We start from the raw sequence: 23035 nt of genomic DNA, 5'->3' as shown, positions 1-23035 counted from the left end.
TGGAACAATAGGTTCGAATTGCTTGTAGAAGCAGATATTGCCGTTCAAGCGTCAGATTCGGATTTTGTGCCAAGGTAAGCAGGCCTCGCTTCAGAGAATCGCAGCGACGGCATCCCCCGGCCTTCATCCCTCATCAGGTCGAACTTCAGGTACGTCCTACACATCTCAGGGTTTCTGCAGACCTTGAACCTGGGCGCGCCGCTCTCGTGTCGTAGTACCTTCAGGGCACATTGCACCACTCCGCCAGCAACTTTTGACGGTTTGAGTGGGCGCAAAATCAGAACCTCCATGACGAAATTTGTCTGCCCCAACATGGTGGCTTTGACTATTTCAGATCGAAAAAAGCTGATTAATCCAACATTTGAATTGAACTGGCCATATTTGTCGAATGGCATAGTGCTTGCTCAACCCCGTGGGGACCTTTCGAGGTGTCCTTACACAAATATCGTGCAGATATGAGCAATAGCAATAACGGAAGAGAAGCGGGCTTCACAATGGTCGAATTGATGATTGTGGTGGCGATCATCGGCATTGCCTCGATTATTGCTGTTCCCGCGATCAATGAATGGTTGGCTCGTTATCAGCTGAAACAAGCTATGAGTGAAGTCTCCGGGGATCTGAATCTAGCGAAGTTAGTTGCGATGAATCGAAATAGGCAGGCGACCGTTACGATCCAGTTGTCGGGGGCACTCATAGAAGTGAGCGGTGTCTCAGGTGGGCAGCAGATTTTCCCCACTCGCACATTGATGCCGCGGGTGACGACCCTTCCTGGAGGTACAGCGACGGTGAACTTCTCTTCTATGGGATTGAGTACAGCGACCGCTTCTCAAACGATTCAGATACAGAATGAACGAGGGCTTGTTTACGCGCTCTTGGTGTTGCCGTCCGGGAAGGTGAGTTGGTGCGCAAAGGCGTCATGCTGATAACCGAATTGGAGACGCGTGTGGCCAGGAGAGACATAAACGGTAGTGAGTGGGGATTTACTCTCATCGAGAGCATGGTGGCGGCCCTGATCTTAGCCGTCGGCTTGCTTGCCTTATCAGGAATGCAAGCCATGTCGTTAAAGAGGAACATAAATGGAAATGAGATGACCCGTGTGAGCAATCTTGCCGCCGACATGGTCGAGCGGATTCAATTCAACCGCCGTAACGTTACTGCCTATCACAACATAAACGTGAGTTCCGCGGTCACGACGTGTCCGGCGTCGACTGTGAACGTGATGGCGAACGGCGATTGTGTCCAGTGGCGAACCTTGTTGCTCAATTCTGGTCTCAGCAATATCGCCGGAACCGTAGTCTTGAATCCGGCCCCTCCTGCGTTGGATCCGCTTGGGCTCACGCGCAGCACGGTTACCGTGAGGCTGGACTGGATGGCCAACTCGAACATCGGAAGCGCGTCCCTTATGCCAAAGAGCATTACCTTGGTGACTGTCGTCGCTCCGGAATAAGGCAAGGACATCGTCAATATGGACACTGAGCGCCGAATGTACTCTCAGCATGGCATCACACTGGTGGAGCTGATGATTGCCCTGGCCGTGACGAGCATCATTGTGACGGCCGGCTTCACAGTGCTCACGACTACGGATAAGTCCACAAAAGCCAACGAACAAGCGGCGGGTACGCAGCAGAATGCCAGATTGGCCATGGAATTGATCGCGCGCGACATCAAGCTGGCCGGATTCCGAATGCCACTATCCCCCAATGTGCCCGTGGGAGGTACCGCGGGTAACTGTGCCTCCGGAGGCACAAGCTTGGCGATCAGACCTGTTGATAAAATCTCGACACCATCCGCTCTCCCGAACGACGATGGCCCGGACACGCTTTCCCTGATCGTTCCTCGAACCAATCCCGGATGGACTCTTTCCCAGGCCGTCCCTGTCGCACCGGCCAGTTCCTTCACCGCCATCACCCTCAACGGAACCGCAGTTTCAGAGATGCAAACCGAGGGCATGGTGAACGGCACGGGTGCGTATGTGTCCGTAGGAGGGGTCCTGACCGCGCAGGTCTCGACCAGCAGCGGATCTGCCGTCAACTTTAGCAGTGGGTTCAACTTGCCAGTGACATTTCCGGCAGGGACCCAAGTCTATCTGTTGCAGTGTATAACCTACTCGATCGGACAAACTTCAACGGCGTGCGGCACTTCCAGCCCATGCCTCCTTCGAACTGTGGACACGGGAACGGCGGCGCCTTCCGTAACAAATATTGTCGACGGCGTCGAGGATATTCAGTTCGCGCTCGCTTGTGACGGCTGCAACGGTGCCATCAAGACAGGCGTGCCGGACGGGGTTATTGACGACTGGAACGCGAACAATACGTTCGATGTCGGAGACTGGCAGACCAATAGAGTCTGGTCTCCTCTCACCTTCGATCCAGCCACCATCAGAATGGTGCAGGTCAACGTCGTTGCCAGACAATCAGTCCGGGATCAGGGCCTTGGTGAGGCACAGCAGGCCGGCGTGTTAACGGCAGGTCCTCTGACGATTAGCGATCACATTCACTCTGCAGATCCTGGGTATGTTGCCTCCACGTATCAACAATTTAGACGCCGTCAGTTGACGAGGACGGTCGATGCTCGAAATGTCGAGCAATAAATCGAGACCAGGAGTCAGCATGCCAGTCGATGAGACAAACGGTCACATGGTCAGGAATGAGCATGGCGTGGCCTTCTTGATGGTCATGATCCTCATGCTCATCCTGACGGTATTGGGTATCGCCGCCATGACGGTCACAGGACTCGAAAATCGAATTGCAGGATTCCAGCGAACGACGGAAGTCGCTGCGGATGCTGCCGAGTCTTGTCTCAGTTCATCGGTAAAGATCATCCAGCAGACCATCGAGAACGGATCGGTGCCGGCGGCGGTTGTCAGTTCTAGCGGGCCGGTTCCGACCGGAGCGGAGACAGCAGCTAATCCGTCCCTTTCAATGGAAATAAACGGTCAAGCCGACAATCACGCGGATACAGTAACTGGGTCAGGAGCTTCGGGGCCGGACTACAGTCAGACAATCAATGGGTACACCGTGCGAGGCGACATCGACCGTCTGTACTTACAGGCGAAGGCGGGATCCGGCATGCAGTTCGCCGCAGGCTATGAAGGAGCGGGATCGGGGAGTGCCGGTGGAGGCGTCGATGTGCTCTACCGCGTTGATTGCCGAGCCACGTTGGCCGCGACTGGAACAGAGAGTCGGATCGTAGGAGTCTATGCCTGCACGCTGACGGGCGAAACCTGCCAGAGAAAGTTGTAGCTGGAATGGGGAGGGGTAGGATCATGAACAAGCTGATGTTAGCTCTCCTGATGGCCATTGCAGGCGGCATCGTTCACCATTCTGCCGTCGCGCAAGTCACCATGAACAACTACACGGCCTATCCGCCGTTTATCACAAAAACGGTTCCTCCTGCCGTCATGCTGATGATGACAAAGGATCACCGGCTTTTCTTCAAGGGGTATAACGATATCGTCGATCTGGACAATGGAAAGCCTGGTGGAGATGCCGCAGTCGACACGACCTACAAGGACAACATCGATTATGTTGGCTATTTCGACCCGAAGAAATGTTACGACTACTCGGGAGGGACTGGGTTTGGCGGTACGGGACGTTTCAACCCGGCTGTTGCTGGTACCGGAACCTATAGCCACTTCTGCTCAGCCAAATGGAGCGGAAATTTTCTCAACTGGGCGACAATGGCCCGGATCGACATTATTCGGAAGGTGCTCTACGGAGGAATGCGCATCGTAGATGACGCCGGTACTTCGACGTCGGCGATGAGTGGAAACAATGGCCTGACAGTCTTGGGACGAACCATTACTCCCCGTGATGCCCACTCCTGGGCGAAACCCTATGCAGGCAGCAACCTAAGTTCGCTGGTTCCGACGGCGGCGCTGGGAATCGTCTCGGGAGCCGTGACGATCTGCAATACCAACAGTGCAAGCGGTGAAACCGTCGGGTACATGATGGTGTTGGACGGAAATTGGCCAGATGCTGACAGTACTGAGGTGCGACAGTGCGAGCGGACGGCTAACGGAGCCGGAGTGTTTGGGGGAGAGCTTAAGGCGACCTATCGTGTTGCAGTAAAGGTATGTGACTGGACCATAGGACTCGAAGCAAATTGCGACACATATTACGACAACAACACGCCCACTCCGACCAATATTTATACGTATAAGCCGCAGGGTTTGATCCAGCGCATGTCGGTGAACTCCAATGGAAGTGTCGGGACCGCTGACGACACAGTGACCATGCGATTCGGTTTGATGTCCGGCAGCTACGAGAGAAATTTCAGCGGAGGTGTGCTCCGCAGCAAGGCCACGGATCTGTACACGCAAGAGATCAACAAACGAACAGGACAGATCCTTGGAACTTCAAAGGTCATCAAGACGATCGATATGTTCCGGATCGTTGGATACAATTTCGGTAGTAATAATTATTCTGCCGGTGGGAATGATGGAACATGCAGTGTTGATGGAGGCATTCCCACCGAAAGCAATTGCAGGAGTTGGGGAGAGCCCTTCGCGGAAATGTTCTATGAAGCAATCCGCTACTTCAGAGGCCTCTCAGGGTCCGGCGATGCGACCACACAGTTTTATAAAACCTCCGGCAATGGTCCCGATAACAGCATTACGAGCTATGCCATTGGAAACGGCACGTTCGCGTCAAACAGCTTCCCGGTCGAAGCCAACAATGGATATGGCGATCCATATACGGGATCGCCGGCTATTTGTGAGTATTGCGCAAAACCCTTTGTCTTGATGTTCGGTGATGCCTTCCCGTCTCACGACTCCGACCAGCTTCCAGGTGCGCAGGCTTGGACTTCAGCTCCCAATCAGGTCACCCCTACCACAAACGATACAGGGCTTAGCCTCTCGACACTACTGACTGCTTCTTCGATGGACACGCTGGATCCGATCAGCTCTGTCTTCATCGGTGAGGTCAATGGCGGTTCAGCGAACAGCATCTGCTCAGCCAAGGCAACGACGACGTTCCTCAATATCCGGGGTCTGTGCCCTGAAGAGCCGAACAAATATGGATCCTACTACCTTCCAATTCTGGCCCATTATGCGAAAACGACGGACCTTCGCGGCGCCCTTGGAAATGACACATCCAATATAGTGAAACAGAACATTACGACGTACGCCGTAGTAGCCAGTGCACCCGTCCCTGTGTTGGAATTTGCCGTGGGGGCCAATAAGGTTCAGCTGACCCCGGCTTTTCACAGTGGTTGTCCAGCAGCATCCGGGGGCGCGCCGGCTAGTGATTCGAATCGCTATAACGGATGTACAACTGCCGGTCAAGGCGCCTGGTCAAGTTCGGCGGGAACCGGAGGAAACAAGGGACAACTCGTAGCATTCGATATCTGCACGAATGATGCAGATTGGACGACCGAAGTTGGGAATGGCTATACCTCGTGCTACGAAATCATGTGGGACGATGCAACTTATGGAGGAGACTACGATCTGGACATTCGGTATCGGCTGTATGTGAAGACGAATGGGTCTACAACCATTACGGTCAAGACGAAGCCGATATATTCCAATGCCGGGAACGGCAACTGGGCCGGTTTCTACATCAACGGAGTGAGCGCGACAGGTCACAGTGCGACAACGCCGGCGGCGACTCTCAATAATATTCTCACTGGTGCCGGCGAATACTACGATATCCGGTGCGGTGGAAGTATCCCCACCGGTGCGGGAAACGGTCTTGAGTGCCAGCGGTACAATACGACAGGGGGGTGGACATCGGACACAACAGCTCCGTATACGAACATTTGGGTGGAACGAACTTTCACCGCGAATGGCTCAAATGCCGGCCTCCTGAAAGATCCTCTCTGGTACGCAGCTAAGTACGGAGGATTCAAAGATAGCGATAAGCCTGCTACGACGGGGTATAACCTTCCAGACAAGACATCGGAATGGGACGCAGACGGCGATGGAATGCCGGACACCTACTTTTATGCGCAAAATCCTCTGGAACTCGAGGGTAAGCTGGCCGCCGCCTTCGCGGCGATTCTGAATCAAACGTCATCTGGTACTGCTGCGTCGGTCTTGTCGTCCTCAACGAGCGGCGAAGGCGCACTCTATCAATCCTATTTCTATCCCACTCAGTTCGAAGGTACTCGCGAGGTCAAATATGCTGGTTATGTGCACGGCCTCTTCGTAGATACCTATGGAAATCTCCGCGAAGACACGAACGGCGACGGCCGCTTGGTTCTCAGCGAGGATCGCATTGTTGTAACTCGCTACGATGTCATCAACGACCGCCTGGCTGTGGATATATTTGTCGATTCGAATGGTGACGGTAAAGCCGATCCGACCAGAGATACAACAGTGCCCCCTGACGGCATCCTTGACACTGCATTTTGCGACGACTCACCTCATCAATGCGACAAGGTCATCACCGATATCAACCCCATTTGGGAAGGAGGCCGTCGTCTGGCCATCATGCCACCCGCGAATCGATACATCTATACCTGGGTGGACCTGGACAATGACAAAGTCGTGAGTAGTGCTGCGTCTTCAGCAGCTGCAGGCGAGTTCATTTCATTCGACACCAGCAACCAGAGCAAGATTGCTGGCTACCTCAATCTCAGTGGCGCTCCAACGGCCATGACTGGCGCCAACATCATCAATTTTATTCGTGGTAGCCAAATCACGGGCCTTCGCGATCGTACGTTGACGGTGAAAAACGACAGCAGTGTTCCGACCTCGATGGTGTGGAAACTTGGCGACTCCGTCTATTCGACGCCTGTTGTCGTCGGGGATCCGAAGGAGCGGTACGACGTGTTGTATGGCGATGCGTCCTACACGACTTTTTTCCAGCAGTACAAGGGGCGCCGCCAGGTTGCCTATCTGGGAGCAAACGACGGCATGCTCCACGCGTTCAACGTAGGGTTTTATCATAAAGGCGATGATACCAGCGGGACCGCACCTGCCGGGAAAATCGAGCATGGATGGTTTTCAAATGCGGCGACTACAGACGGTCGAGGTACGGTTCGTGGCGACGAATTATGGTCGTTTATTCCGCAAGAACTGTTGCCGCATCTGAGATGGCTGGCAGATCCAAATTATACACACGTGTACTATGTCGATCTGAAGCCGAAGGTGACGGATGCGAGGATCTTCACCCCGGATGCAGATCATCCCAATGGATGGGGAACAATTCTCATCGGCGGGTTCCGAATGGGAGGGAGTTGCGGAAATTGCACCGGGGGTCAGGCTACGCCGATGACCTTCGCGGCAGATTTCAACAATGACTCCACGGTGGACGCTGCGCGGACGTTCTTCAGCGCATACTTCGTGTTGGACGTCACCAACCCTGAAAAATTGCCGAAGCTCCTTTGGAGTTATTCCGATACGAATCTTGGCCTGACCATGAGTTATCCGAGCGTGGTCCGGGTTCGTCCATTGGGAGGCGACAAGACGCAGGACAGCGATGCCAAATGGTTTGCCATATTCGGATCAGGAGCGACCAGTTACGATGCCGGTGTTGGGCAGGTGGCAAGGATGTATGCCGTCAATCTCAAAGATAGAATCACCTCGGCGGCTTCGACGACTGTGACGGCTTTTGATGCCGGCGGAACTTTGTCCAGTCCGCCCAATTCATTTATCGGAGATTTGTCGACGATAGACAGAGACTTGGATTATCGGACTGACGCCATCTATGGCGGGAAAATCATCAGCGCTTCACCGTGGGAAGGGAAGTTGCTTCGCTTGACGACCGGTTGTTGGAAGGCCTCCACTCCGGTCTGCAATACGAGTCCCTCTTTGTGGGGCGTGCCATCAGGTGGAACGTCTCCTGCGCCAACGAGAGCTCCGTCAGAGATCCTCTACCAATTCAAGAACGCCACCGGATCCACAAAAAATACATTGGGCCCTTTGCCTCAGGCCCCTGGCCTTGCATTGGACGAGACGGGTAACACTTGGGTCTTCGCAGGAAGCGGTCGATACTATACCCAGTTGAGTGGAACCGGCGATAAGGTCGATGTCTCCGTTCAGTTCCTCGTAGGCGTCAAAGATCCGGTTCTGCAGGGCTCAGGGGGATGTAATGACGCGACCATCACCGGCTGTCGTATTGACGACAGCCTGAACAACGAGTTGATTGACATGTCAACGGCGACTATTTGCCAACTCGGCAATGGGACTTGTGACGGTACCACGACACAACAGGTTACGAGTGTCCCAGCGATGGCGACCGGTGGAACGTATGGGTCCCTGATTTCACTGGTCCAAAGCAAGAAGGGCTGGTTCACCAAGCTGACGGTGCCAGCTAGCGGGCCAAGCGAACGATCAGTGGCGAACCCGGTCATCCTTGGCGGGATTGTATTTTTCCCCACATTTCTGCCGAGCAATGATGTCTGCGTGGCGGCGGGCTCGAGCAATCTCTATGCACTCTATTACGTAACCGGTGGACCGTATAGCTCACCGGTTGTCGGGTTGAGCGGACAAAATATCAACAACAAGACAAGTCTTGGTGAGGGGTTGGCCACTACCGTTGCCATTCACTTGGGAAGCCAAGGTGACGGTTCATCTGGCACCGGTAGCTTGAGTGGTGTGAAGGGCTGTTCGCAATCCAGCACCGGTGCCATCAATTGCGTCAATGCAGGGACTGCCACGACAGTCGCAAGCCGGTATCTGTCATGGATAAGTCAACGTGATTAGATGGCAAGAGATATGAGCCGCATGAACTGAACAAATAAACCAGCAGAGGATTGTTGTGTATCGGATATTGGGAGGTTTGACGATTGGGGTGCTGCTCTTGGACCTCGGATGCACGTCCGAAGAGCGCTATGCTGGAAGCACTGCTGCTGGCAACGATCCACCCAGCATGCACTCAATCACTATCGTTCCAAATCCAATCATTCGTCACGGTATCGTCACCGCGGTCGCTGAAACTCAAGACCCGAACCAGGACGAAGTGGCTGTGCGATTTCGTTGGTTTGTGAATGGTGCGGAGGCATCGGGGGAATCTTCAGCGACGCTCAGTCCCATGCGGCTGAAACGGGGTGATCGGGTTAGTGTCGAGGCGACTCCGCACGATGGAAAAGTCGCGGGCTCATCTCTTCGTAGCTCGGAGGTGTTGGTAGGAAATACACCTCCGATAATTCAGACAGTTGCCCTTGAACCTCAAGAGCCTAAAGTCGGAGAGATTATCCATGCGGAGTTGGAGGGGGCCGACCTCGACGGTGATGCCGTCAAGTACAACTATACATGGCGTCGTAATGATCAAGTGGTGGTAACCGGCGAACAAAATGTACTCGACAGCGCCGGATTTTCTCGAGGAGATACGGTGAGCGTTTGGGTTACTCCGCATGACCAGGGGGGAGAGGGAAAAGAAGCTCGTTCACCGTCTGTGACGATATCAAACAGGCCTCCGAAATTTACGTCCCTCGCGTCACCTGTCGTTGCTGAAGGTGAGTTCCAATATCAAGTTTCCGCGAATGATCCGGAAAACGATCCCGTTACGTTCTCGCTGGACTCCGCTCCGCCGGGAATGACCATCAACGAAAAAACCGGTCAGCTTCGCTGGTCTATCCCACCTTCTGCCCAGGGGGTCTTCCGGGTAAAGGTTATGGCAAGAGATGACCATCAGGGGTGGGCATTTCAGGAGTTCGACATTTCTCCAAAAGCACAAGCGAAATCGTAAGGCCCCATCTTTCGTCCGGTCCAGGTGTGGCTGGTTGTCACCTCCCTCGGCACTCTGCTAGAATCAAAATACGAATGTTTCTACCCTAGTCCATTGTGTGAAAAAACTTAAGCTGCGAGAAGGCACCAATACCGCTGTCCTGTTCGGTCACCATGACCGACACCTCAAGCTGATCGAAGATGACCTCGGCGTGCGCCTTTCGGCGCGCGGTGAGGAACTCACGGTTGATGGATCTCCAGATGCCACCCGCCACGCCGAGCGAGTTCTGACTGAGCTTGCAGCCCTCGCAAGCGAGGGCATGGTTCTTCAGCCCGAGGACATTGCGCATGCGCTCTCTGCGCTGAAGCAAAGCCCCGACGCTCCACTCAAAGAGCTCTTGTCTACAGCCACGACCATTGTCACGAAAAAGCGCTTTGTTGCTCCAAAGACTCCAACTCAAAAGTCTTACATCGAAGCGATCGAAACTCACGACATTGTGATCGGAATCGGACCGGCCGGCACAGGCAAGACGTACCTGGCGATGGCCATGGCCGTGAGTGCGTTGATGAAGCGTCAGGTCAGCCGGATCATCTTGGCACGGCCTGCGGTGGAGGCCGGCGAGAAGCTCGGCTTTCTTCCCGGAGACATGTATGCGAAGGTTAATCCATACTTGCGACCACTCTACGACGCGTTGTTCGATATGATGGATATGGAACGAGCGACGAGAGCGATCGAGCGAGGCGACATTGAGATCGCGCCCTTGGCATTCATGCGAGGTCGTACGCTGAATGACTCCTTCGTCATTCTCGACGAGGCCCAGAATGCAACCGCCGAACAGATGAAGATGTTCCTGACTCGGCTTGGGTTCAGCTCTAAAGCGGTCGTAACGGGAGATATTACCCAGATAGATTTACCGCCTGAACGGGTCTCTGGACTCATTGAGGTCCGCGATATTCTTAGCGAGGTCGAGGGCATTCGATTCATTTATTTCGACGAAAGGGACGTCGTCAGGCACAAGCTCGTGCAGGATATCATCAAGGCCTACGATCAGCACCAGCATCAGGAAGGGATTCAGGACCCGACGGCCTCGCCTCAAGGCCGGCGACCTCCTCCTTCCTCCCACCCGAGATCGTCGCCACCCCCTACGACTCAACCTTCTCCCAAGTCCTCAGTGGGACAACCGCATTAATGTCCGTGTTCGTGGAAATCCGAACTCGGATCCCAAAGGTGAATCCAGTCTCGGTCGTGAAATTCGCCTTGGCAATTTTATCGGCCGTGGGCGAGCAGGATTCTGACATGAGCGTGACATTCGTCGGCGATCAAAGGATGCGCCGATTGAATCGCCAGTACCGGCATAAAGACAGAACCACGGACGTACTGGCATTTGCGTTCAGGGACGCCCATCTTCCCATTCGTATGCGCATGAATGCCTCACCGCTCGGCGATGTGGTCATTGCCATGCCGACCGCGATTCGACAGGCACGTGCAGCAAGCAGATCTCTGGGGGAGGAAATGGCCGTTTTGCTCATTCACGGGATTCTGCACCTGTGCGGATATGATCACGAAGCGAGTGAGAAAGAAGCGAGGCGCATGCGCTGGCGGGAACGCATTCTTCTGCAGCAAGTGGGCGTGTTCCCCTCTTTCATCAAATTGGCAAGCAAGCGCTGAGAGTGACCTATGGGATGGATTCAACGACTCAATAAAGGACTAACTCGTACCCGCTCGGCTGTTCGCGGTTCACTGGACAAGCTCTTGAGGCGGTCGGCAGATCCGGCATTGCTTGAAGAGTTGGAGACGGCATTAATCCTTTCTGATCTGGGCTCGCCGGTCGTGACCCGCACCATGGATCATCTCAGGCAGGGACTTCTCGGCACGAACGCGTCCCAAAGCCACACGGTTCAGACCGTCTTGAAGCAGACCTTGCTGCAGGCACTCGCTCCTGCGACAGGTCCCACGCTCGACGATCTCATTACCCGGGGAAGCAAGCCATTCGTCATTTTAGCCGTGGGCGTGAATGGAGTAGGCAAGACCACGACACTGGCCAAGATCGCGCAACGGCTCGTCAATGGAGGCTTGAAACCTGTTCTGGTCGCGGCCGATACGTTTCGCGCTGCCGCTATCGATCAGCTGAAGGTCTGGTCAGACCGCATCGGCGCCGAGTTCGTCAGTCATCGTCACGGTGCGGACCCGGCGGCCGTGGCATTCGATGGTTTGATGGCCGCTAAGGCACGCAATGCAGATGTCGTTCTGATCGACACCGCCGGCCGTCTTCATACGAAATCGAATCTCATGGATGAGCTGAGGAAGATCAGCCGTGTATTGAAACAGGGCATGCCGGAAGCCCCCCAGGAGGTGCTGTTAGTGATCGATGCGACGGTTGGGCAGAATGCTCTTGTCCAGGCCCGCCAGTTCAATCAGGCAGTCGGAATCACCGGCCTTGTGTTAACCAAATTAGACGGCACGGCTCGCGGGGGAATCGTCGTCGCCATCGCCGACGAACTGAAGTTGCCGGTTCGGCTGATCGGAGTCGGTGAGTCGGCGGAGGACCTTCAGGATTTCCACCCGGAGCCCTTTGTGGATGCGCTTATCGGCACGCCTCAGTAGCCCGCCCAGATTCCATCATTTGCTTTTGGACGTCACAGGCTGATGGTACGCTCGTATAGGTAGCAGTCGCTCTACACTTGCTGAGGGGCCCGGCACATGGTCAAGCTTCTGATCATCGACGACGATCGTATGAACTGTGATCTCCTTCAGGCTGTCTTTGCCCGTCACGGGTATGAAGTCCATACGGCGACCAACGGCATAGAGGGGCTGGCCCTTTTTCGTGAACACGGACCACGAGTCACCATTTTGGATCTGCGGATGCCCGGCATGGATGGGCTCATGACCTTGAAGGAGATCCGGGCCATGGATCCGCAGGCACCCGTCATTATTCTTGGAGGAGGTGCGACGGAAATCCAGGAAAATCAGGCTCGATCGCTGCGCGTCACGGACTTCTTGCGCAAGGGTCTCTCATTGGACGTTCTCGTCGAAGGCGTCAATCGCGTCGTGCAGCAGCCCATGAAGTCGGTTTCGGATAGTTCGCTTGTTCCGTCGGCAGGCACAGCAACCGATATCGGCGAAACGGTGTTGGTCGTCGACGATGAGCAGCTAGTGAGGGAATTGCTGGTGCAGTTCTTGAGCCTTCGAGGATATCGGGCTCTCGGAGTAAAGAGTGCGACAGCCGCCCTCTCGATGGTCGACCAAGCTCCTCCTGATTTGATCTTGCTCGATCTGTTCCTGCCAGGAATGAGCGGCGTTGAAATGATGCGTCGGCTTCGCCAGAAGGAATTCGGCGGCGCCGTCATTATCATTACCGGCAGTCACGACGAGGAAGTTCTCGAAGAAGCATGGTCGCTCCATCCACAGGAGGTTCTCACCAAACCGGTTGATCTTGAGAGAATGCTTTCGGTCATCCAGCTTGTGCTTGTCTGCCGCGAATGCTAAAACCTCCCGAATGCTCACTGGCAAGGCGCTCCTTTTCGCGCTCGCTCTTCTCGCCGCAACGATTTTCCAAGCAGAACGCAGTCTGTGCGAAGAACCCCTCCATCCGTCTCAGGTGACAAGTGTTCAGCGCCATGATCTGTTCGTGCAACTCTACCCGGAAAGCCACGAACTGATCGGTCGAGACCGCATCACGCTTGTCCGTCCTGGAAAACAAGCCGTGGTTCGTTTGTCATTGGCCTCGACGCTCGTCGTCCAGCGCGTTGCCGAGGGATCGGATGATTCGACGGGGCATGGACTCGATCGGGCGCTCCCATTCACAATTGAACGCGACGTGGCCGCGCCACAGTCCCAGCAAGTGGTCATTCCGTTGCCCGACGGCATGGGCGAGAATGCGACCACGACACTTGTGATCACCTATCAGGGCGTCGTCAACGATCCGCCGAGGGAGCCGCGCCACCTGCGTTTTGTGACCCCGAGCGAGACGGCCGGCCATATCGGGCCTGAAGGTGTCTATCTCAGCAGTGAGAGCCAATGGTACCCGGATAGTCAGGGGTCTCTGAGTTCGTACGCGCTTCGTGTCGCATTGCCAAAGAGTTGGACGGCCGTCACGCAAGCGGCAGTGCGCCGGACGACTGCCTGCTCGCCGGATCAATGCCGTCAGTCGGACATGGCGCTGATAGAGTGCGATCCGACCAGGCCAAGCGAAGCCCTGACGCTCGTCGCCAATCGATTCGTCGTCAAAGAGCGCTCTTGGGTCGCAACGAGTGGCCAACCCGTGAGGCTGGCAACCTACCTATTTCCCGAAGACGCGCATCTTGCGGACGAATATCTGGACGCCACCAGCCGGTATCTGGATGCGTATGTCGGAGTGCTGGGGCCCTATCCCTTTGAGACGTTTGCCGTCGTCGAGAATTTCTTCGCGAGCGGTTTGGGCATGCCCTCATTCACCCTGCTCGGCAGCGCCATTATCAAGCGGCACTATGTCCAGCCCTATGCCCTTGGTCATGAGATCGTTCATTCTTGGATCGGCAACGGTGTGTTCAACCGAACGGACACGGGGAACTGGGTTGAGGGACTGACCACCTATGTGGCCAATTACTATTGGTACGAACTGACGAGCGAATCGTTCCAGGCTCGTGATCAGCGGCGTCTGTTCGTCCGGTCGTATAATCTGCACGTGCCGCCCGATCGCGACTATCCTGTGGGCCGGTTCATGCAGAAGCATGACGAGCGCGACAACGCGATCGGATACCAAAAGACCGCGATGGCGTTCCATCTTTTACGACAAGAGGTCGGAGATCAGGCATTTTGGAAGGGGGTACAGACCCTGATTTCAAACTATCTGGGGCGGCACGCGGAATGGCACGATCTACTGCTCGTCTTCAATGAAACCAGCGGCCGTGACCTCGGCTGGTTTTTTCGGCAATGGATTGAACGTGGGGGTGTGCCGGCGCCCTCTCTCAGTCGGGCAGTCGCACGGCCAGTCGACGGCGGTGCCGCATTTGACCTTGATATCGGCATCACCCAAGCCGAGCCTTTGTTCAGGTTTCCCGTCCAGATTCGGGTTCGAATGGATAATGGGCTGGAACATCCGCTTACGGTGCACATGACGGATGCGGCCCACTCCGCCACTGTTCGATTGCCGAATCGTCCTGTGGACGTGCGTCTTGATCCGGACTCTTTGCTGATTCGGAGGATCCCGCGGCAGTCCCTGCCGCCCACGTTGAATCACTATGTCACCGACATACGCCGGACGGTCATGCTCGCCGGTTCCATTCCGCCCTCTCACCCGTATCGAGAACTGGTGGCGCGCATCGAGGCTCAGGAAGGTCGCAAGGGAATCTCTGATCGCGCCGCAATCATTCCGAACGCGGAGGCCGCGCAGATTCCGCCCGAGGGGTCGGTGTTGCTTTTGGGTCATGACGGGAAGCGAGAGATTATCCAACCGTTGTTAGCGACGCATTGCGGAACACGAGTCCGTCTGACCGAGTCGGGGATTGCGATAGAAGGGAGCGACTATGATGGGCCGGGAACGGCGGTCATCGCCACATGCCATCGCGCTGACCGGCCGGGCAGCGTTCTTTCTCTCTTCTATTCGGCAACTCCCGAGGCAGCGGCCTCGGTCTCTCGGCTGCTGTTTTTCTATGGTTGGAACAGCGTTGTGGTGTTCAAGAACGGATCAGTCGTCTCGCGAGGAGAATGGCCGGGCGAGCGCGAGGCTGGCGAGCAAATGGAGGTGGCGATTGATGCGGTACCTGTCATTCGGTAGCGGCGTAGCGACCGTGCTGATTCTCATTTCCTGTGGCCTCACGAGTGCCGCTCAGGAGCGGAAGCCCTCCGAGCTGAAACACAGTCCAGCGGGAGCGGAGCGACATCTCAAAAACATCAGACAGCTGACGTTCGGACGCCAAAATGCCGAGGCCTATTTTTCGTTCGACGGCACGAAACTGATCTTCCAGTCCACAAATAATTGGACCCGGGAATCATTTGCCGCGACCTTGCGTCCGGCGGAAGCCGGGCTGAACTGTTATCAGATGTACGTCATGGATCTGGAGAGTCAGACGATCCGGTTGGTGAGCACGGGTACCGGCGCAACGACCTGCGGGTACTTTTTCCCTGGCGATCGCAGGGTCCTCTTTTCTTCCACGCATGCCTCCGGTCCGAATTGCCCGGCCAAGCCGAAGCGCGACGGAGCGTATCGGTGGGCGCTGGATGATTACGATCTGTACGCGGTCCGCATCGACGGCCAGGAGATGCAGCGGCTGACGACCTCGCCTGGCTACGATGCAGAGGCAACCGTGTCCCCGGACGGCAAGACCATCGTCTGGACCTCAGTGAGGGACGGGGATCTTGATCTGTACGCCATGAACCTCGACGGGACCAAACCTCGCCGATTGACGGATGAAGTGGGATATGACGGCGGAGCGTTCTTTTCTCCGGACAGCAAACGGATCGTCTACCGTGCGTCACATCCGACGGAACCGGCTGAGGTGGCCCGGTACAAAGAACTGCTTGATCAACGGTTGGTCGAGCCCGGACAACTCGAAATCGCGGTAATGAACGCCGACGGAAGCGGAAAGCAACAGGTCACGTCCAACGGTGCTTCCAACTTTTCCCCGTTCTTCCATCCGGACGGCAAACGCATTATCTTTTCCTCGAACGTGGAGACACGAGGGGACGGAGGCAGGCCGAGTTTTCATCTGTACCTGGTTGGTGATGACGGAACAGGATTGGAGCGGTTGACGTTCGAAGGGCAGTTCAACAGTTTTCCCATGTTCTCTCCCGACGGAAAACGCTTGGTCTGGGTATCAGACCGTCACGCCAAGCAGCCGGGAGAATTCAACGTATACTTGGCGGAATGGGTGCCCTGACGAGCCGGCGACGAGGCATGGTGTGACGGCGGACACGTCGGCAAGACCATCGGCTGCCGATTCGACCGGATTTGTTCTCGCATCCGCAGCCTGCTCATGTGCGGCTGTTGTGCTGGCCATCCTGAATTTGCTCGAACTCGACATTCCGCTGACAAAGTTTGTGAGGTCGTTGTATCACCCCGTGGGGTATCTTCCGAACCTCTGGTTGGCGTATTTCAGTGACATCGGTGATCGGATCGGCAAGGGTGACTGCATGATAGCGCTCAGCCTGCTGCTCTTGCTGGCCGGCGTCTGGCTGAAACGTGCGGACGTGAAGCTCGCGGGGTGGCAGACCCTGGCGGCTCACGGCATTGTCGCGGTGTTGAGCAACCTGCTCAAACATGTGGTTGGCAGACCCCGTCCGAAGTTCATCCATACCGGCGCGGTCGATCTTTCTCCCTTCGGCGGCAGTGGATGGGATTCGTTTCCGTCCGGACACGCCATGCTGGCGATGGCGATTGCCGCTGTTCTTGCCATCAGGTTCCCCAAGGGGCGGTGGATTTTCATCGGAATGGCGGTGGCCATTGCCGCGAGCCGAATTCTTCGCGGTTCGCATTTTCTCACCGACACGGTGGGCGGTGCGGCGCTCGGTTGGTTGGTTGGTGTGGTATCAGGCCATCCCTGGCGTCGTTGGCGATTGTCACTCGGATGCGGGCTGGCTTCCCTGGCACCCGTCTGCGTCGGGGTGTCGGCTGCGATATGGGTGGCTGGCCATGCTTCGCCGGTGCAATGGGCCGGATCGCAACTGGTGCTTGCCGGATTTTTTGTGACGATACTCTCACTGATCGGTTATGGATGGCTCGCCCTCGGACTGATGCCGATCCGACATCTTTCGAAGCAGACGTGTAAAGAGCTGGCGGGAATGGGAGTGGTCATGGCCACCGGATCCGCCTTGATGGCGGCGGCGGCGCTGTGTGTCTGCATGGCTGCTTGGATCCGCCCCAGGGATGTCGATTCACTGTCTGTGACTGGCGACAGGGCCGGTGATCGGGTGGGGGCTCAAGACGCGGTCTTTTGTCTCCTCGTCATTCTTGGACTGTGGGCGAGTCAGGCGATGAGAGGGCTGTTGCCGCTGTCGTAAGGCTTCTTAATGGGGAGAAAGACGGGCGGGCGGGGGCGCTGTTCCTTCAGGAATGGTCACCATCGGTTGATTGGCCAGCAGGACATAGCCGTGACGCCGTAAAAGGGGGACCAATTGATCTGCTTCTTTGGGAAGGTTGGATCGAAAGCGTTCCGGCAGCAAGACCATGGTTCGGTCCGGCTTGGCCAACGTGAGGCGGATCGTCTCTTCTTCGCCGAAGGGAATGAACACGGCCTGTCGCCTCGCATAGAAGATAGTCGAAGGTCTGGTGGACCCATAGACGACAAAATGGTCGGACGGCTGCAAATTGACCCCCGCGGCATAAGCGAGTTCCTGCGGAGGTGAGACGAAATAGTGGTTCATGAGCGGGAGGCTGAGTCTGATGGTGATCAATACCACGAGGGCCAACGTCCCTCCTGCCGCCCAGAATGCTCCGGCACGACGTTGTTCGTTCAGACCCCAATAGCCCACCATCGCCATTCCGATCAGCAAGACCAGCGCGGCGGCATAGGGGCCGGCGTCCCAGGCGCTGGGATCAAGAAGCCCCGCTGAGGGGAACTCTTTCAGCAACTTGTCGGAGAAACGGGAATAGATCCACGGAATCGAGGAGAGGCCCAGCGCCAGCAGAAAGCCCAAACCCATCATCACGTGAATTGCCGCGCGCACCCCTTTGGTGGCCGGGTCGACCAAGCTGCGGTGCCAATAGGTCGCAGTCAGCAGCGCCGCCGCGGGGAAGAGGGGTGCGATGTAGTGTTGCAGTTTTGTCGAGGAGAGCGTGAAGAACACAAACGACCCGATCACCCAGAGGCTGGCGAACAACTCGAGTTCAGTAGACGCGGTTCCGGCGCCGGCGGTCGCCGGCGGTGGAGCGGACGCTCCCGTCCTGCGCGCCGCCTTCCATGCCTTGAGGCATCCGTACATCGACATCGGTAAAAGCGCGCTCCAGGGGAAGAATCCCAACAGCACCACCGGTACATAGAAAAGTAAACCGAAGCCATGGCCCTCCATGGGGGCCATGAAGCGACCCACCGTCTGGGCCTTGGCGATCGTGACGTACGCTGAGCCGTGAATGGCCAACATGGTGCCGTACCAAGGAAGCGTGACAAGGACGAACAGGCCCGTGCCGAGCAGAGGATGGCCCTCGCGCCAGAATTGCCCCCACCGCCGCGTGAACGTGAGATAGAGGGTCATGGTGACGAGGGGAATGATAAAGCCCACCGGCCCTTTGGCCAGCGTCGCAATGCCCATCGCGGCATAGAACCACCACATCCAAGATCGGCGCCCAGTCCCGTGAAGGCCGGCCCAGAATGCGAATTGAGCCGTGGTGGTAAAGAACACCAAGACGCTGTCGGTCAAGGCCATGCGGTTTAAACCGATCATCTCAATGTTGAGCAGCAACATGAGGGCGCTGAAGAGTCCGATGTTGGGTGCTTGCCAGCATACGGAGAACCAGTATTGGACCAGAATGAGCGCGATGCCGAACAGCGCGGAATGAAACCTGGCGGCGAATTCGTTGACCCCAAAGAGGGAATATGAGCCGCTCATCAGCCAGTAGACGAGCGCCGGCTTATAGAAGCGAGGTTCGTAGTTAAACGTCGGCGTGATCCAATCACCGGTCTCCAGCATCTCCCGCCCGGCTTCCGCGTTGCGACCCTCGTCCCGGTCCGTGAGGCCGATCGAACCCAGCCCCACGAAGAGAAGGATTCCCGCCAGTGCCAACAGGAGGGCAAGGTTCACCAGGTGTTTGGCCATCGGGATCGGTTCTGCGGAAGAGTCTTCGTGCTGTGACACGGGTTGATCAGGAATTACCGACCGAGGACGGGTGTTGTGCGGTTTGATCCTGGCTGGATCGATGAATCAACATAAGATTTCTGACATAGACCACCGATCCCACGCCTTGACCGGCGATGAACACGGGATCCTTTCGATAGATGGCATAGGCGAGAGTAATCATCCCCCCGATGAGACTCATGTACCAGAACGCAATCGGGACCTGACTTTTCGCGGTCCGCTCCGAAGCGATCCACTGAACGACCCACCGGCCGAAGAATAGGCCCTGGCCTAGGAACCCGATTGCAATCCAGATGACCTCGGCGTTGGACATGGCAAGCGACAAATGGCAACCGTGTGGTTACTTGGTGACCGGGGATGAGCGAAAGCGGTATCGCAATACGCGACTGTGCATCCACCGGACTGCAATCAAGTCATAGAGGCTCTTGAACAGCCGATTCCCGACTCCGAACTTTGACACTCCATGGAGGCGCGGATAATGCCGAACCGGAACTTCCGTAATAGTAAATCCGTGCATGAGAGCCAGTGCCGGAAAGAAGCGGTGCAAGCCTTCAAACAGGCACAGCTTCTCACAAACGGGCCGGCGGAAGATCTTTAAGGGACAACCCGTATCGTGAATGCCGTCGCGGGTAAAAATATTTCTGATGAAGTTGGCGATGCGGGAGGAAAGCTTCCGCACGAGATTGTCCTGACGGTCTTTCCTCCATCCGCATACGACATCATACCGTTCCGTGAGCGGCAGCATCGACAGGATATCCTCGTTGTCTTGTTGGAGGTCGGCGTCGATATGAACGATGATGTCTCCTGATGACTGTTTGAACGCCGCATCGAGAGCCGCGGTTTTCCCATGATTGCGGTCAAAATGGAAGGTCCGTACTTCCCGGTGTTCGGCGGCCAATCGGTCGAGGAGCTCGCTGCTTCCGTCCGTGCTCCCGTCGTCGATATAGATGATTTCGAAGGGCCGACTCTGTGAAAGAGGATGCGAATGCATGACCTTGAGAAGCCCGTCCGTCAAGGGCGTGAGGTTCTCGACCTCGTCCTTGACCGGGACGAGGACTGAAGCCCATGGAAGAGGGGCACTCATGTAGAGTGGAACGCCGGCACACACATGGCGAACAGCGCGATCACGGCAACATTCTACAGAATGCTCCGTAGACCGTCAAACCGCACGGAGGCAATCGGTTACCCAATTCGAATAGAAGAAATCGCGAAGGAGACAGCGTGAAAGCCGGGTGACGATCAGAAGGGGCGGGCCGCCGGTCACGAGATCGGCGCGACGGAGAGTTCGGGAGATGTCCTGATGAACACAGGCGGCGGGCGCACGCGCCGTTGTTACGGCTTGAGGTCCGCTACGACCGTAAATCGCATGGTGCCCATCAAGGACATTTCGTTGACTTGCTCCCCGGCGTGAATCTCAACCTTGTAGCGGCCGGGTCTCCACCCGCCGGTCGGCGGGGTAAGCCGAAGGTATCCTGACTCATCTTCGAGTGCGATATACATGGCGTCTTGCCCGATCATCGTGTCGGGATTCAATCCTGCAACGGTCTCCGGAAAACACCGGCCGAAGATTTGAAAGGCTTGATAATGCTGGTGCAGCTGAAAAACGATGAAAATGCCCGTCGACTCGGCGGTGAAATGGTCCGTAGGTTTGACCGGCACGATTTCATGAGTCCTGTGGATTCCGATCTCCTCGTCGAATCCTTCGGCCATGGTGATGTCTCTGAACATGCCTTTCGGCGGAGCATCAAAGTCATACGGCCTGGTGTCCTCGGATCGGTTCTGAAATTCGGAAATCGATGAATTCTTTGTGAGCGGGATGTCTTCTCCGAGCGCCGGCGATAGGGTCGGAAGACACAGCAAGACGCCGGCCAAAAATTTTCTCGGCAAGACAGAACGATACCGAGTTGCTGCGCGCATGATGATTTCGTACACCGGCCGGTGGAGACTGTCAAGTTGGGCAGGCAGGTTGGAAATCCTCGACGGATCTGCCAGAGGAACGTCCACCCATTGCGGCGGTTTCAGGCCATCTGCTAAGATTTCGGACTGCGCCGTGCCACGCTCGTTCCACGACGATCAGGGTGCCGCGCGTCGCGATTTCTGAAAACATTGTCCTCATGTGGGTGTGCCGATGTTGCAAGACGCAGATGCGCTTCCTCAGTTGATCGGTGACTATAAGCCGGTCGATCAATGGCAAGTTCACATCAATCACCTCTTCTATAAGTTCCGGAGTGACTTCATCCGGAACTACTATCAAACCTTTGCCTCGGCCGACTACCGCCTGGCTCATGCCCTTGCCAGTGATTATTTTGAGCGGGTCGTGAAACGGGATGCGTCACCGTCAAGTGCCGGGAAGGACTCGTCCCCCCTGACCGTCATGGAGTGGGGGCCCGGCAACGGGAACTTGGCGGCCTGTTTCCTGTCGCATCTCCGAACGCTCGACAACCAAGGGCAGGTTTATCCACGGATCCGTTATGTGATGGTGGACTGGGAGCCGTCTCTCCTGGACAGGGCGGTCGCGTCTCCCTCCTTGGTCCAGCATCGCGACCGGATCGAGCCGCTTTGTACGACCGTCGACCGGATCTCCGACATTGCCGACGGCACGGTGGATCGGATCATCTGTAACGAACTCTGGAATGATTTGCCCGCCAAGTTGATGTGCCGGCAAGGCGGGGACATGGAAGAAGAATTCCTGCGTCCCAACCTGAGCGATACGCTTCATGCCAAGATCGACGATTGGGCCGCGTTTGTGCGGGCGTTTGATGCAAAGGATGTGGAGACACTCAGGCGGTTCCCCCCGTTTTTCGATGATCTCGTGTGGGAACGGGAGTATCGGACCGTTGATTGGAAAGATGTGCCCTATCGGAAAACTATCACGGAATTCCTCCGGCGTTTCGATGAGCAGATCGTCGTCCCGGTCAATATCGGCGCCTTTGTGACCTTGAAAGAAGCCACACGCCTCTTGGCTCCCGACGCGGCGGGGTTCAGCAGCTTTGATGCCGGAAGTACGGACCTGAAGGTGCTCAACGATCCCGACAAGCCCTGTTCCGGCCAGTTTGGGGGTCAGCAGAGTTACATGGTGAATTTCCCGCTTGTGGAAGCCGTCGCCAAACAATTGAAGGCGGGGCGGGTCGCCGTCGAAAGCCAGCGTGAGTTCATCGGACGCAGCCTGGGAACCAACGTTCTGACCCTCATGGATCTTTTGGCGACCCATCCGTTGGCCGGTACAAGGATGGAACCCTGGGAACAGGATCGGTTGCTGTTGAGGACGATCAGAGCCTTCGATGAAGTGTACGAGAGCCCGTACGAAAGGAAGATGGAATTTTCGCTCAGGGCGGACACCCCTGCGGCCGAGCGCGACGCTCTGCAGGCGATGGCCGATGGCTTGAAAGCGACCGGTGTCCCGGATACGGTCGCCTATCTGACGGAAGAAGAACTGACCGCCGCTTCAAGAAATCTCGAAGAAATCGGCTACGATCCTCACTCGTTTCTCATCGCGCTCACGGCCCCGCCGAGTCCGGTGGATTATTTTCACCTGTCGATGCGTCGCTGATTTTTCTCGCCGCCGTCGTTCCCGCCTCGCAATGACCGAAGCCCTCAAATTAAACTTGACTAATCTGTAATTCTACTATAGCCTCCTCGCCGTTCGCCGGTCG

At 56.3% G+C, this 23035-nt stretch carries 17 protein-coding genes and 1 pseudogene; 14 read left to right on the top strand and 4 right to left on the bottom strand.

What is annotated here, in order from left to right:
* The first annotated feature begins 455 nt into the window (after positions 1-455).
* The 13 genes from NSJP_RS03320 to NSJP_RS03260 all read left to right on the top strand — a co-directional run bounded on the left by NSJP_RS03320 (position 456) and on the right by NSJP_RS03260 (position 17591).
* Positions 456-923 (top strand): GspH/FimT family pseudopilin, encoded by a 468-nt coding sequence (locus NSJP_RS03320; protein WP_080885514.1) that lies wholly within the window; start codon positions 456-458, stop codon positions 921-923.
* A complete protein-coding gene (pilV, locus tag NSJP_RS03315; RefSeq protein WP_155969833.1) occupies positions 902-1447 on the top strand; it encodes a type IV pilus modification protein PilV in 546 nt (181 codons plus the stop codon). The genes NSJP_RS03320 and pilV overlap by 22 nt, the downstream gene beginning before the upstream one ends.
* A gap of 18 nt (positions 1448-1465) precedes the next feature.
* The gene (locus NSJP_RS03310) at positions 1466-2590 is read left to right on the top strand and encodes a PilW family protein (protein ID WP_080885512.1); all 1125 of its coding nucleotides are present in this window, start codon (positions 1466-1468) and stop codon (positions 2588-2590) included.
* Positions 2591-2609: 19 nt separating this feature from the next.
* Positions 2610-3242 carry a pilus assembly PilX family protein gene (locus tag NSJP_RS03305; protein WP_080885511.1) on the top strand — a complete coding sequence of 211 codons (633 nt, stop codon included), beginning with the start codon at positions 2610-2612 and terminating at the stop codon, positions 3240-3242.
* A 23-nt stretch (positions 3243-3265) separates the two neighbouring features.
* Positions 3266-8650 carry a pilus assembly protein gene (locus NSJP_RS03300; protein ID WP_172834124.1) on the top strand — a complete coding sequence of 1795 codons (5385 nt, stop codon included), beginning with the start codon at positions 3266-3268 and terminating at the stop codon, positions 8648-8650.
* Between the two features lie 166 nt (positions 8651-8816).
* The gene (locus NSJP_RS03295; protein WP_155969831.1) at positions 8817-9635 is read left to right on the top strand and encodes a putative Ig domain-containing protein; all 819 of its coding nucleotides are present in this window, start codon (positions 8817-8819) and stop codon (positions 9633-9635) included.
* 97 nt (positions 9636-9732) lie between these two features.
* Positions 9733-10803: a PhoH family protein gene (locus NSJP_RS03290; RefSeq protein ID WP_080885508.1), complete on the top strand. Its 1071-nt coding sequence runs from the start codon at positions 9733-9735 to the stop codon at positions 10801-10803.
* 56 nt (positions 10804-10859) lie between these two features.
* Positions 10860-11282, top strand: coding sequence for an rRNA maturation RNase YbeY (gene ybeY / locus NSJP_RS03285; RefSeq protein ID WP_172834123.1), 423 nt, complete (start codon positions 10860-10862; stop codon positions 11280-11282).
* Positions 11283-11291: 9 nt separating this feature from the next.
* Entirely contained in the window at positions 11292-12218 is a 927-nt protein-coding gene (ftsY, locus tag NSJP_RS03280) for a signal recognition particle-docking protein FtsY (protein WP_080885506.1), read from the top strand.
* Positions 12219-12314: 96 nt separating this feature from the next.
* On the top strand, positions 12315-13100 hold the full coding sequence (locus tag NSJP_RS03275; RefSeq protein ID WP_080885505.1) for a response regulator: 786 nt from the start codon (positions 12315-12317) through the stop codon (positions 13098-13100).
* A 10-nt stretch (positions 13101-13110) separates the two neighbouring features.
* Positions 13111-15369: a M1 family metallopeptidase gene (locus NSJP_RS03270; RefSeq protein ID WP_080885504.1), complete on the top strand. Its 2259-nt coding sequence runs from the start codon at positions 13111-13113 to the stop codon at positions 15367-15369.
* Positions 15347-16471: a PD40 domain-containing protein gene (locus NSJP_RS03265; RefSeq protein ID WP_080885503.1), complete on the top strand. Its 1125-nt coding sequence runs from the start codon at positions 15347-15349 to the stop codon at positions 16469-16471. Before NSJP_RS03270 ends, NSJP_RS03265 begins: the two co-directional genes overlap by 23 nt.
* A 22-nt stretch (positions 16472-16493) precedes the next feature.
* Positions 16494-17591 carry a phosphatase PAP2 family protein gene (locus NSJP_RS03260; protein WP_080885502.1) on the top strand — a complete coding sequence of 366 codons (1098 nt, stop codon included), beginning with the start codon at positions 16494-16496 and terminating at the stop codon, positions 17589-17591.
* Positions 17592-18683: 1092 nt separating this feature from the next.
* On the opposite strand, the pseudogene NSJP_RS20015 reads toward NSJP_RS03260, so the two are convergent.
* From NSJP_RS20015 to NSJP_RS03240, 4 genes and pseudogenes are all read right to left on the bottom strand, one after another.
* A pseudogene (locus tag NSJP_RS20015) lies at positions 18684-19343 on the bottom strand (ArnT family glycosyltransferase); the annotation flags it as partial.
* 46 nt (positions 19344-19389) lie between these two features.
* A complete protein-coding gene (locus tag NSJP_RS03250) occupies positions 19390-19695 on the bottom strand; it encodes a lipid-A-disaccharide synthase N-terminal domain-containing protein (protein WP_080885500.1) in 306 nt (101 codons plus the stop codon).
* Positions 19696-19722: 27 nt separating this feature from the next.
* Complete coding sequence (locus NSJP_RS03245; RefSeq protein WP_080885499.1) at positions 19723-20466, bottom strand: glycosyltransferase family 2 protein; 744 nt, start codon at positions 20464-20466, stop codon at positions 19723-19725.
* A gap of 248 nt (positions 20467-20714) precedes the next feature.
* Positions 20715-21299: a hypothetical protein gene (locus NSJP_RS03240; RefSeq protein ID WP_155969829.1), complete on the bottom strand. Its 585-nt coding sequence runs from the start codon at positions 21297-21299 to the stop codon at positions 20715-20717.
* Between the two features lie 211 nt (positions 21300-21510).
* Here NSJP_RS03240 and NSJP_RS03235 point away from each other — a divergent pair, with 211 nt between their 5' ends.
* Positions 21511-22932: an SAM-dependent methyltransferase gene (locus NSJP_RS03235; RefSeq protein ID WP_080885497.1), complete on the top strand. Its 1422-nt coding sequence runs from the start codon at positions 21511-21513 to the stop codon at positions 22930-22932.
* Positions 22933-23035 lie beyond the last annotated feature (103 nt).

Source organism: Nitrospira japonica (assembly GCF_900169565.1).
GTDB lineage: Bacteria > Nitrospirota > Nitrospiria > Nitrospirales > Nitrospiraceae > Nitrospira_C > Nitrospira_C japonica_A.
The sequence above is the reverse complement of the archived record's forward strand: the minus strand, read 5'-3'. Positions and strand labels throughout refer to the sequence as shown.

Excerpts from the sequence above, each read along its gene's own strand:
- NSJP_RS03320 (WP_080885514.1), top strand. The coding sequence starts at position 456 with ATGAGCAATAGCAATAACGGAAGAGAAGCGGGCTTCACAATGGTCGAA.
- NSJP_RS03310 (WP_080885512.1), top strand. The coding sequence starts at position 1,466 with ATGGACACTGAGCGCCGAATGTACTCTCAGCATGGCATCACACTGGTG.
- NSJP_RS03305 (WP_080885511.1), top strand. The coding sequence starts at position 2,610 with ATGCCAGTCGATGAGACAAACGGTCACATGGTCAGGAATGAGCATGGC.
- NSJP_RS03300 (WP_172834124.1), top strand. The coding sequence starts at position 3,266 with ATGAACAAGCTGATGTTAGCTCTCCTGATGGCCATTGCAGGCGGCATC.
- NSJP_RS03295 (WP_155969831.1), top strand. The coding sequence starts at position 8,817 with ATGCACTCAATCACTATCGTTCCAAATCCAATCATTCGTCACGGTATC.
- ftsY (WP_080885506.1), top strand. The coding sequence starts at position 11,292 with ATGGGATGGATTCAACGACTCAATAAAGGACTAACTCGTACCCGCTCG.
- NSJP_RS03275 (WP_080885505.1), top strand. The coding sequence starts at position 12,315 with ATGGTCAAGCTTCTGATCATCGACGACGATCGTATGAACTGTGATCTC.
- NSJP_RS03270 (WP_080885504.1), top strand. The coding sequence starts at position 13,111 with ATGCTCACTGGCAAGGCGCTCCTTTTCGCGCTCGCTCTTCTCGCCGCA.
- NSJP_RS03265 (WP_080885503.1), top strand. The coding sequence starts at position 15,347 with ATGCGGTACCTGTCATTCGGTAGCGGCGTAGCGACCGTGCTGATTCTC.
- NSJP_RS03250 (WP_080885500.1), bottom strand. The coding sequence starts at position 19,695 with ATGTCCAACGCCGAGGTCATCTGGATTGCAATCGGGTTCCTAGGCCAG.
- NSJP_RS03245 (WP_080885499.1), bottom strand. The coding sequence starts at position 20,466 with ATGAGTGCCCCTCTTCCATGGGCTTCAGTCCTCGTCCCGGTCAAGGAC.
- NSJP_RS03240 (WP_155969829.1), bottom strand. The coding sequence starts at position 21,299 with ATGCGCGCAGCAACTCGGTATCGTTCTGTCTTGCCGAGAAAATTTTTG.
- NSJP_RS03235 (WP_080885497.1), top strand. The coding sequence starts at position 21,511 with ATGTTGCAAGACGCAGATGCGCTTCCTCAGTTGATCGGTGACTATAAG.